The organism is Paenibacillus xylanilyticus, assembly GCF_013359935.1.
Classification (GTDB): domain Bacteria; phylum Bacillota; class Bacilli; order Paenibacillales; family Paenibacillaceae; genus Paenibacillus; species Paenibacillus xylanilyticus.
Genome location: NZ_JABMCB010000165.1, coordinates 47,246 through 58,425, shown reverse-complemented (window position 1 = coordinate 58,425; position 11,180 = coordinate 47,246). Strand labels below are relative to the sequence as shown.

Below are 11,180 nucleotides of genomic sequence, written 5' to 3'. Positions count from 1 at the left end.
TTGATAGAAAAACAGGGGAAAGGCTTGATGGATCTGGGTTTTCCCCCTTCTCCACTCTTCCTCTCCCCGATTTTATCACGTCTTTATTCGATTTTTAGCACAGGTTTATTATGAATAGCAGGTGTTTATTAGTTTTCTACATAGTAGGGATATAGGTTTGGGGAAATAGGATTTATAAGATTTCGCAAACATAATCCACAAATTTATAGAGATACTACTTGAGATAATTCAGTCTTCATAACATTTTTCAACTTTTCTTTCTCTTGCTCCCTAACATTAGAACCACCGAGTATTTCCTCATATGAGCAACCGTATATCTCCTCCAAATCAAGGTATTCCCATAACTTATTAAGAACCTTTCTTGCTTGCTCAGAAACGGATTCTGAGAGATATAATTCGTTGAAAATTAAAGTATCGTTCGCATCAGACCAACTTTCATAAGCTGAATTGATTTTTATTCTCCTTCTCACCGAATTAATTCGCATGACGGCATCTGCATTGGGTTCACCGTCTACCCAAAGATCCATTATTTCTTGCATATCTTTTTTTGTTACACCTTCCATCTCTAAATAAGCTTTAACATCGTCTTTATTTACATTCTCAAAGGACAAGTCCCTATATTTACCGTGCAACGATAAAATAGCCCCATATGCAATTTCAATACTTTTATACACCTCTGGATACCTTTCATGTTTTTTGGATATATAAAGCTCGAAGTCCTTAAATGCTCTTTGTTGTTCGTGTTTGAGTTTTTCAATTTCTGCATTAAGCTCATTTCTAAATTTATCATTTACTTTAGCTAATTCACTTTTCTTTTGTTCAGTTTCGGCATTAATCATTTTTGTTAGCTCAGCTTTATGGCTCTCAAGATTTTTATTAAAACTTGAAGTTATCATTGAATTGGTAGTAGTTTTCAAAATAAGAAATATAGCCCCCATTACTAATGCTGTGATACTTATACCTCCTATATACTTCAAGAAATCATCAATTAGAAATTCAATTGTATCTTGACCCCACGTACTCTCTCTCCCTTTTATATCATTTCCTTCTTTATTGGAGTCATATCCAAAATCAATCTGCTTTAGAACTACAAAAATTGCTCTATAGTTAATTTAATTTCTTTATTATTGCCTCCAAACCCTGCATACAACTGAACTTGATAAACTGTTGCCTTCCCTTGCTTCTCCATTAATTCTGCTATCGCCCATTTAATTTTTCTGATTCTATAGCTGTTTATATCCTCTGTGACTGCCAGCAAATACTCCCATGTCTTGCTTAACTTTTTGTGAAGAAACCATCTCTTAACCCCTGCGGCTCTTCTAATGCTTGCTGGAACAATCCTAATTGGTTTGCCATCATTATTTAGAAGTGTCTTAACCGCCTCTTTTGCAAGCCTCAAGCACTCTTCATCCCTTTGGTTCCAATCAATTACTGCTTTTTTATTCTCTCTCTTTCGAATCTTGGGTGTTACTTCTTCATACCAAATTCTATCATGAGCAATAATCCATGTATGAAGCCCCTTCCCGATTACTTTTAACTCAGCTCTCGTAGCCCCCTGATTATCTTGTATTAGCTTTATCCATTTACTCCTTCGTTCACTTAACTCATAAATGGGTTTTCGATTTGACTTGGATGGAATTCTTCCTACTGCTGAACTACAATTGAATAAGTCTGCGACTTCTAAGCCAAGAAACTCTAACAGTAAAAGATGTCTTAGTGGACTTCTATTCTTATTGTTATTTCTTACAAAAAGCCTCAACCAGTTTGTTTCGTTATTAATATCTATAGCACTTTGCATAAGATTTAAATACTCAATTGGGTAATAATTCACGAACGCTGTTACCAAATCTTTAATATACAAGTTCCCACTTTTTGAGGCGAGGTTTTTCTCGCGTAATCGGTCTATATAGTAATTGTTAATAAAGGAAAGGTCTTTTCTTTCCTCATTAACGTTTAGTAAATAGAAAACATTACGAAGGTATTTCAGATTTAGCCGCTTTATTTCTTCAGAGTAGTTAGTTATTAAGATATTTTCCAAATCACAGACATCCTCATCCGCACAAATAAAATCAACAATATTATCTGAACATCCTACCTTACTGTTTACTAAAGGAACTTCATGCTTTAAACAAAACAATGCCCCAACAATTTGATGGGATCTCCTCCAGTAACTTTCTCCTAAGTGTTCGTTATCCTCTATGAAACACTTAGGACAGACCTTCAGATAATCATTTAATTTCACTTTGCTTCCTGCGATACCAACCAGGGCTTCAATTCCAGTTCCTTTTCCTTTGATCATTCCATCTACAACAGTTTTAGAATGCTGATTGGATAAAAAGGCAGTATAGAAATTTATAGGTGTGTGATTTCTGATAAGTTCGTGTACCTCTATTTTTGAATTACAGGGTAAGTTTTCTATCAGTTTGTTCAGATGTTGCGGAAACAACGTTGATTTGAATGCTGTTTTTCCGCCAAATACGTCCCGAATGAGAGCTGTTTTGCTTATCATCCCACACATTCTTTTATATCGTGCCACAACACTATAGAGCACTTCGTCTTCGTATAAGATCGGCAAAAAATTCATCATACAATTAGATCACCTTGCTTATATGTCATTTCATCAATATAGCCATGTTCTATCAATAGTTGGTATGCAGGTGTACCCGACTTATTAGCTTGGTCAAGGATTAATCTTATATCATTAGATTCATATTCCTGTTTCATTTTGTTCTTGAGCTTGTTTGAAGTTGCTACAGTTCTTTCCTTGGTTCTCGCTTCATTATAATTTTTCGTTGGCTGAGCTAACACCTCGCTTCTAATATTATTTTTCTGTTCACTTTTCCTCAAATCCTCATATTTAGCGATTTTATAAGGGTTGCCTGATCGCAGTGCATCCAGCATTGGCTTCATCATTTTAAAATTGTCTCTAACCGTTCTTTTCACAATATCAACTGTTAACTCTTCTTTTCCACTGTGGATTGCCATATGTTGGACGTTGACAAATAACTTGATAATGAGATCCGATATCCCTTGAGTTTCTTCATAGAAAATCTGAATCAATTCATCATTTAGTTGTGTGAATTTTCGGTTCCATTGATATTTCCATATTGAATTCAAAAACAAACGAAACTCCTCGTCATTATTCATGTTATTCCAGATTACCTCGCCACTCCCCGTTACTCTTCTTGCAATCCTAAATTCATTTTGGAAAATTGGATACGATGCTGGTGTACCAATAAAAATTACGGGTACACCGAACGAATTCATAAGAGTAACAAAGTAATTCATCATCTGCTGTACACCACGGTTTTGCAAATGTTGAACTTCGTCAATCACCATCAAACCAAGACCGATATTTTGTGATACAATCCCCATTAGAGGGAGCATCGCATCAACACTTAGATTTCGTGATACATACTTTTTAAAATTATTAGTTCCAAGTATTTCATCTACTTTCATAAAAAACTGAAGTGAAAGTGCCTTTAGGCTTGCATTATGCGGTGTTTGTAAGGTTATATGAACCAATTGTGTTTGGTTAAAATGTTGACCATTATAAGTATCATGCACAATTACTGATGACACGTTACTTAGAATCTTATTAATTGTAGTTGTCTTTCCCATTCCCGAATAGCCAATCACAAGCCCACAACTTGCTGTTGTTCTAAAATCCGTTCTACTATTGATATCAAACGATCTATTAATAATTTGTTTACCCGTTGCATTCACATATCTGCGGTATTCCTTATTAAATGGATTTCTCGCCAAGTATCCCTGAGAAATAAGCGAAAATACCATATTCCAAATTTGGACATGTTGAGGTAAAGGCTGAAAAAGCTTATACAATCGATTAACAATATGCACTCTATATGAGCTATCCAGTTGACGCTCTTCTTCTTTAAAGTTAGGAACGGTCAATAAATTTCTGATAATTGTCTTCTTATCTGCGATTGGGGGTAAAGCTTGAATATAAGGATTTGTGTTATACTCTTCAATCGGAAACTCATTATAGTGGGCTTCCTGAGCTTCCATTCCATTGGGTAGATAGATTTTATTCATCGTAATCTCCATCATCATTATTAAAAAACATTCGTAAGTCCTCTGTTTCATTATCTGATTCTTCGGCATGAACATCGATCGTTTCAACAATTGATGTTTCATGGAATTCCTTTGCCCGTTGAAATAAACGCTCTTGTCGTTGATTTTCCTTTATACCCGCTAATCTTTGTGATTTACTTTTACCAAAATCCCTTTCGGATGCTGTTTTCCTCTTTGCTTCTTCGACAATATGTTCAATTTCAGCAAAGAGATGAACCTTTTCTTGCAACTCTCTCTCCTTGCTCCTCTCATCCATTGTTTGTTCATGCTTAATCATTTGTTCTATTTCCTCAATTCCTTTATTTTCATATTTTAATAAATGGTCTAATAGAGTCAGTTTGATTAAACCTTCGTCACCCTCACCAATCACATAAATATTTGTTAAATCCCGTGGATCAAAGCAGATATTTACTCTCCAGCTACCATTTATACGAGCTTTCTCAAACCATTGATTTTTTAATGCATATTCCGAAGCGTACAGCATCTTTTTATAAGATACTCCTCTGGCAGAAACCAAAGCACGGTCGATTGGGTAGAGGTGAGTTTTAATCATCTCTTCTGACAAAACCCTCAATTGCCCTTTTTTATGTTTTAATCCATGATTCCAAATTTGGATGGGTATCTTTTCTATCCCCTCTTCTATCATTAGTTCATCTAACACGTAATCATTAAGGACATGGTTTTTATTATGGAACAGCACGCACTTTATAATGATTTTAGTAAAATCCTCAATTGATAGACTTGCCCTCAATCGATGATCGGACTCACCTCTCTCTTTAAAACCCTTTCCATTAATCACAACACCTTCAGCAAAGGGCTTCACTCTCGAATTCATTACTGCAAATGCAACCTCAATTATCCCTTTATAATCTGCATGATATGGCGGGCTGTTTTGTATCGTAATCCCCAAACCTTGTATGGCATTCTCAATCTGTTTGCCAACAAGTTCACCTCTATCTGCCATTACTCTGAGTGGTACGCAGAAGGGCCAATCTTTGTCTTCAATAGTTATGCCATACTTTGAAGCGAATTCTTTCTTGGATGACATACTATTTGCGAGTGCAACCATTGCCCCGCTATACGAATTTAATGATTCAAAGCTGATGTTAATACCCATAATGAGGCGTGAGTACACATCAACGCACAGAAATACAATTGGGCGACCTACAATTAAATCCCTTGATACGCTGGATGTAAGGTAGATATCGAATAACGTACTGTCGATCTGCAAAAGCGATCCGCATGCTCCACCTGCATCTTGTGTTGAATCGCCAATGATTGTTCTAAAATTTTGTTGATATGCTCTGGTTCCTTTCCTTTTTGAGATCTCCTTTTTAGGATTATTCAATTTCTTATACCAGTACAAAAATTGCTGATAGGTCGGTAAATGGGACTTGTCTATGAGTACGGGTAATTTAATCCCATTTTGTTCAACTTCATCTTTAACAAAGGAATCCCTGAGCATCAGCTCATAAGTGATTTTCAAGGAATTATTACGTTCAGAGTAGTAATACCTATTGAGTGCTTGCTTAAAAACCTTTTTCATCTTATCATCAACATTTATGCCGATGCCTCTTTCACCGCTACGTGGTCTTCCACGCTTATGGTTCCCGCTAATTCTCTCCCTTCGCTTAGCCCCGCATCTATGATAGCTTGGTAACAAGCTATCTTTAGTTTGTGCTCCATGCCAATAGCGAATTAACAAGTTTTTTACTCCGTTATAGCTCAGCTTAAACATCTGCATCGCTTCCTTAATTGCTGGTTCTCTATATTTACTGAGATACAGATGTTCTTCAGTTTCGACATTATTTAGTATGTATTTTACGATCCCCCAGGCATGCTCCCTCTTCCTCTTCTCCGCATCGCTTAAATCCTCTTCGATAAAAATTCTGCAATAGATATCTTCTTCCAACAGTATAATTTCTGACTGCTCCTGAAACCGCCTCAGTTCATCCATCTTCAGAGGATACGCCCATCTATTACTCGCCATATCGATCACATATATAATTGAAGAAACTCGATTAATATGTAGAATTCTAATGACTTTACCATCACCATATTTAAACAGCATATTCTCCATGAATTTCACAGTAATCCCCCCCATCACATTAGTAGATCTATAATTCTTGCCGTTGTATCGAACTTTCTACTCATATCAACCCTAATTGCTTTTTTGGCTATTAAATATCGATATAAATAGAGTCCTGTACCATTACTTGCTCCAGTCTTCTTGTCGAAATCCCTTAAACTATCCCGCAAAACTGAATCTGGATTGCTCAGAAGATAATGATTCAATAACATATCGGATAGCTGATCTTTATTTATATCCGATTGTTCGTTCGATAATAATGTCTCTCTAACCCACTCAATATTTTTAACAAACTGTCTTGAAAGCTGTTTATCCGTTATTACTCTCCACTCTATTCCCTTGGCTCTCCAGTATCGATTCTCGATCTCAAGTTTTTCAAAAGTAATTTTTCTTGTTAATTCGGATGAGTCTTTTATAGCTCTTGCAAGATATCGTTCTTTTCCATCTGCATCTCTAATCGTTAAAAGGAAACTGGTTGTCAGTACCAGCTGTTCTCCAGACTCTTTATCACGGAATTTATCAAATCGAAGGTTCTCTTTGTTATCAATAACCTCCATAACATCCAACAATGGAAAACCTTCTCTTATATCAATTACGTTGTCTTCCCACTCAAACATATGGAATGCCCTTAACTGATTGTCTGAGTGAAGATGGTGTATACGTTGAGTCTTAATTCCAAATATTCTCGTTGCTCTTCCCTTGGAGGAGAACTCGTGCGTTTTCGTCCATGGAATATAGGAGGCTTTTTCCCCTTGCCCTCTTCCTTCTTTAATATATCTCTGAAGTTTCTCCTTGTTCCAACCGCTCATAATCTTACCTCCAAGTAGCCGTCCATTGCCTAACATGCAATGCAAAAAAACATTGGTATTACAGGCAATTAATCCGCTTTTTTTTGCGGCATAGCCTATAATTCAATGCTTTATCACTTATTGCATATGAATTTATTAAGAATGACATGAAGTAATTTTGAAAACTCATGCTTTATTATAAATTGATCTGAAAATAAATATCATCCAAGTCTTCTTGAAGTAAACCAAGGTATCGTTTGGTTTCAGCGATTGATCTATGGTTTAGGGCTATAGAAATATAGTCCAACGAAATGCCCTGTTTAAATGCGAAGTACCCCCAGGTCTTCCGAAGACCGTGGCTCCCGAACTTATCGGGAATTCCGCACATATCACATGCATGATCTAATATATCACGAGCTTGTTGCCTGGTGATCGGTCTATTTTCTCCTTTTCTGCTTCGAAACAGATATAACTCTGAATCACTCATGTCATAAACAGCGGCGTATTCTTTAATTGCTTTCGCAAGATTAGTTGTTACAGGAAACCTCTTGTATTTCCCTGTCTTTTTCTCATTTACTTCAATAAACTCGGACGGTCGCTTGTTATTCCATACATGCTTCACTTTAAGGCTCAGAATATCTGATATGCGAAGGGCTGACGATATGCCGACTTGGAACATAAGATAATTTCTCAGGCTCCTTGACTTCAGATAACTCTTTACAAGCTCAATCTGTTTTTTATCTCGGATCGGGTAAACCATCTTCATTCGTCTTCTTCCTCACTGCCCCACTTTATTTGAAGTCAAGAAATCGAGAATCTATCTTCAAAGGTGGACTCTCTTCCTCAAAATATGCCAATCATACAAAACTATTGTATCAGGACCCTTGAGGAAGATTCAATGGCCAAGTGTTTTGGGCTAATTTTATAAATCCCTATTTTATAGGATTTTTAGGTTTCCTTAATCAGATTAAGTAAGGTTCGATCATTTTACCAAGTAATCACTTCGATTCGTCATTTCGCATCAACTGGGATACCTGACCAATCAATCAAATATGTCCTGATGCATCCTTTTTTTTGTTATTCGTATATTATAATATGGATTTTTGCATATCCAATATTTACATCTAAAAAGCAATATGGTATAAATATCTTGTACATAAATTTCCCAGTAGAAAGGCGTGCTAAAATGAAAGATTTTGATCTAAAAGGTCTTAGAGAAAAGTTAGGATACACCCAAGCTGAACTTGCTTCTGCTCTTCAATGCGGACAAGACTATATCTCCAGAATGGAAAGTAATCCTGGAAACATGTCACTCGAATTCTTTATGAATCTGTGCAGTGTAGCTCGCATGCTACCAAACGATGTTTTGAGTAATTTTAAATTAGAACAACCTAAAGCCCTTGTTATTCCTAATGTTTATGGAGAAGAGAGCTTAAAGAAAAACGCCTTAAAATATTACATAGCTCCAACAATGGAACTTTTCAAGAAAAAACCTGAATATCAGACGGCTATTAAGAAAATATCTGAATTAGATGATTTAATTAACATTTACGGAGCAAAACCCCTCGTTGCTTTGCTCGGTCCATCTGATGCTGGGAAAAGCACAATGATCAATAGCCTTACAGGAATTGATGCGCTTTTGTCTCAATGGACACCGACAACGTCATCAACCGTCTACGTGAAACATATTAATGACAAACCAGCTTGGATGGGCGAAAACCATGTTAGTATTTTCAAAGCAGAAGCTCATGACAAAGGCTGGAATTTCAGAAGAATTCATGATATAGAGTATTGCAGGGATCATGCTCTGCACGTTGGAAACTACGATATATTAGAAAAATACTGTAATAGAAACTCAAACAAACTTCATAAAGAGGTGGATTCTGCTGTCGTTTATTTAGATTCAAACATCTTACTGTCTTGCGACATTGTTGATCTTCCAGGCTTCGGAACTGAAGATATGGATGATACGGTTAGAGCGCAAAGGGCTAAAGACGAGGCAGATATTGTTTTGTTCTTATGCCAGAGCAACAGTTTCTTAAATAAGCAATCTGATATTTTGTTCCTAAAAGATGTAATCCGCACATTGCCAGTTTTGAACACAAAAGAAGTTCCATTGCTTTCAAATCTATTTGTAATAGCTTCTCAGGCACACGTTGTAGGTCCCGAAAAAATTCCACAAGTGTTAGAAACAAGATCCATTGCGTTTTCAGAGCAACTCTCTGACGAATTGATTAAACAAATCTTTAATGTTAGTAAAAGAGAATTTGTTGAAATATTTAAAACAAGATTTTTCTCGTACTCACTTGATACCCCAGTTCTTCGTGAAGAATTTGAAAATGCATTCAGAGAATTGCTTGTAAATTCATTACCTACTATTCGAAAGGCAAGATTAAACAAAGCTATTGAGGATTTTAAAAATGAATCTCGCACCTTATTTGCAAATGAAGTCCAAAAATATGAGACCATTTTGCGAGACCGTGAAAACTCCAAAAAGGAGTATGAGAAAGCCGTTAGAGAAAAGCCTCAAAAGTTCGAGGAGATAAACGCCCTTCGAAACCAGCTTATCTCGTTCATTGATAAGTCCCAAAAAAGCAACACACTCGAAATAAAACTTTGGGAAAAGGAGACCATTACCGAAAAATACATTATAAATTTAATTAATGAGAAAAACTACGATAAAAAACAGGCTAAAGAGTATCTTCTCTCCAACATCTCTGATCTTTATTATGCAAAGATGCAGGAGATACTTAAAGGCAGTGCCTCAGAGTTCAACACCATGTTGACTCAATTTTTTAAAGATGTTGAGAAGAAAGCAAATTCATTGAGTAAAATATCTGTCGGTAACGTTCAAATACCCTTTGATTTTAAAGGTGCACTCGCAGGAGGAATCGCTGGAGCAAGTGTACTTGGTGGATTAGGATTATGGGCGGCAACTGTTGGAAACCTTGGTGGATATATTCTTGTTGCAAAAGGTGTCAGCTTACTGAGCGCTTTAGGAATTTCAGTAGGTGGAACTGCGGCGGCGGCTTCTTTCGTAGCCATGATTGGAGGGCCAATTACTATTGGTATAGCATTAGCTATTGGAGCATTTGCAATTGTTACATCTCTCTTTGGTGATGGTTGGAAAAAAAGGTTGGCAAAAGAAGTGATTAAAACTCTGGAAAAGGAAAAGGTTATTAACTCTTATTCGGATGCAATCACTAAGTTTTGGGATGATAGTAAGATTGGGTTAAATGAAGTTGTCGAAGGAATTCTGCAAAAAATTGAAGAACACTTGGATAACTTGAAAACGATTATTGAAACCAGTGATCCACGAACAATTGAAGATATGATTACAATAAATAAAGGGTTAGAAGATTTTTTCGGACAACTCCCCTGGGAAGGCAGTGAAAACTTAAAGGCATTACCTACTCAAAACATGTCAATGTCAATATAACAGACTTCATATTCATCTCTTATTAATTTTAGATTCCATCATCATTTTTAAGGGGATAATATACGATGATTAGACAAATGGAATGTCAAAATTGTGGTCAAATCAATAACATTTATACTGAAAGTTTTGCACAAGCAATCTGCGGTACATGTAAATCCAAATTTAGTGAGGATGTAGAACTAAGTGTATATAAGTCAGAACAAGAATTAGCTACTGCATTGGCAACAGACCACGCCTATTCTAAAGATGAAAAAATTGACACGAAAACTTGGATAGCAAAAATTGGAGATTCAAATGAGCAAGAAAAGTATGTTAAAGATAATTTTCTGAAAAAATTAAAAAAACATGCATCAAAAATCCCCTTTGCCAAAGATGCATTAGCCATGTATTACTGTGCGATCGATATTAAAACACCTATGAAAGCAAAAGCAATTGCTATTGGTGCGTTAGCATATGTTGTACTTCCAATTGATTTAATTCCTGATTTCATCTTGATTCTTGGGTACACTGACGATGCCGCCGCTTTCTGGGTAGCGTTCAATAGCATAAATACCCATATCACGGATGAACATCGGAAACAAGCTGAGGACTTTTTCAACTAAAGTGTTCGGAGAGAATCACGCATTCTCTCCGTTCTCTTATATGAATTTAATTAAAGTATAATGAGAGCAGACTATGATCGTACAGTCAACTATTACAACAACCTTCAGAACAAATTAACGAATAAAAGCGATCCATGACTTCAGGGGCATTTTTAACATAACTATAT

The 11,180-nt window shown here is 36.2% G+C and carries 8 protein-coding genes; 2 read left to right on the top strand and 6 right to left on the bottom strand.

Features of this window, described 5'->3' with window-relative positions; all coding sequences use genetic code 11:
* Positions 1–203: 203 nt before the first annotated feature.
* The 6 genes from HP552_RS07565 to HP552_RS07540 form a co-directional block, all read right to left on the bottom strand.
* Complete coding sequence (locus HP552_RS07565) at positions 204–917, bottom strand: hypothetical protein (RefSeq protein WP_175394945.1); 714 nt, start codon at positions 915–917, stop codon at positions 204–206.
* Positions 918–1,087: 170 nt separating this feature from the next.
* The gene (locus HP552_RS07560) at positions 1,088–2,587 is read right to left on the bottom strand and encodes a TnsD family Tn7-like transposition protein (RefSeq protein WP_175394944.1); all 1,500 of its coding nucleotides are present in this window, start codon (positions 2,585–2,587) and stop codon (positions 1,088–1,090) included.
* Entirely contained in the window at positions 2,584–4,056 is a 1,473-nt protein-coding gene (locus HP552_RS07555) for an ATP-binding protein (RefSeq protein WP_175394943.1), read from the bottom strand. The genes HP552_RS07560 and HP552_RS07555 overlap by 4 nt, the downstream gene beginning before the upstream one ends.
* Positions 4,049–6,175, bottom strand: coding sequence for a TnsB C-terminal domain-containing protein (locus HP552_RS07550; protein WP_246310795.1), 2,127 nt, complete (start codon positions 6,173–6,175; stop codon positions 4,049–4,051). The genes HP552_RS07555 and HP552_RS07550 overlap by 8 nt, the downstream gene beginning before the upstream one ends.
* 23 nt (positions 6,176–6,198) lie before the next feature.
* Positions 6,199–6,993, bottom strand: coding sequence for a TnsA endonuclease N-terminal domain-containing protein (locus HP552_RS07545; RefSeq protein WP_175394941.1), 795 nt, complete (start codon positions 6,991–6,993; stop codon positions 6,199–6,201).
* Positions 6,994–7,168: 175 nt separating this feature from the next.
* Positions 7,169–7,738, bottom strand: coding sequence for a tyrosine-type recombinase/integrase (locus tag HP552_RS07540; protein ID WP_095288535.1), 570 nt, complete (start codon positions 7,736–7,738; stop codon positions 7,169–7,171).
* Positions 7,739–8,158: 420 nt separating this feature from the next.
* On the opposite strand from HP552_RS07540, the gene HP552_RS07535 reads away from it, so the two are divergent.
* Positions 8,159–10,411: a dynamin family protein gene (locus HP552_RS07535; RefSeq protein ID WP_175394940.1), complete on the top strand. Its 2,253-nt coding sequence runs from the start codon at positions 8,159–8,161 to the stop codon at positions 10,409–10,411.
* Positions 10,412–10,476: 65 nt separating this feature from the next.
* Complete coding sequence (locus HP552_RS07530; RefSeq protein WP_175394939.1) at positions 10,477–11,013, top strand: YkvA family protein; 537 nt, start codon at positions 10,477–10,479, stop codon at positions 11,011–11,013.
* Positions 11,014–11,180: the final 167 nt, after the last annotated feature.

What these genes read in the sequence shown, in the direction of transcription:
- HP552_RS07535 (WP_175394940.1), top strand. Translation starts at nt 8,159, where the DNA reads ATGAAAGATTTTGATCTAAAAGGTCTTAGAGAAAAGTTAGGATACACC.
- HP552_RS07550 (WP_246310795.1), bottom strand. Translation starts at nt 6,175, where the DNA reads ATGGAGAATATGCTGTTTAAATATGGTGATGGTAAAGTCATTAGAATT.
- HP552_RS07545 (WP_175394941.1), bottom strand. Translation starts at nt 6,993, where the DNA reads ATGAGCGGTTGGAACAAGGAGAAACTTCAGAGATATATTAAAGAAGGA.
- HP552_RS07530 (WP_175394939.1), top strand. Translation starts at nt 10,477, where the DNA reads ATGATTAGACAAATGGAATGTCAAAATTGTGGTCAAATCAATAACATT.
- HP552_RS07560 (WP_175394944.1), bottom strand. Translation starts at nt 2,587, where the DNA reads ATGATGAATTTTTTGCCGATCTTATACGAAGACGAAGTGCTCTATAGT.
- HP552_RS07540 (WP_095288535.1), bottom strand. Translation starts at nt 7,738, where the DNA reads ATGAAGATGGTTTACCCGATCCGAGATAAAAAACAGATTGAGCTTGTA.
- HP552_RS07555 (WP_175394943.1), bottom strand. Translation starts at nt 4,056, where the DNA reads ATGAATAAAATCTATCTACCCAATGGAATGGAAGCTCAGGAAGCCCAC.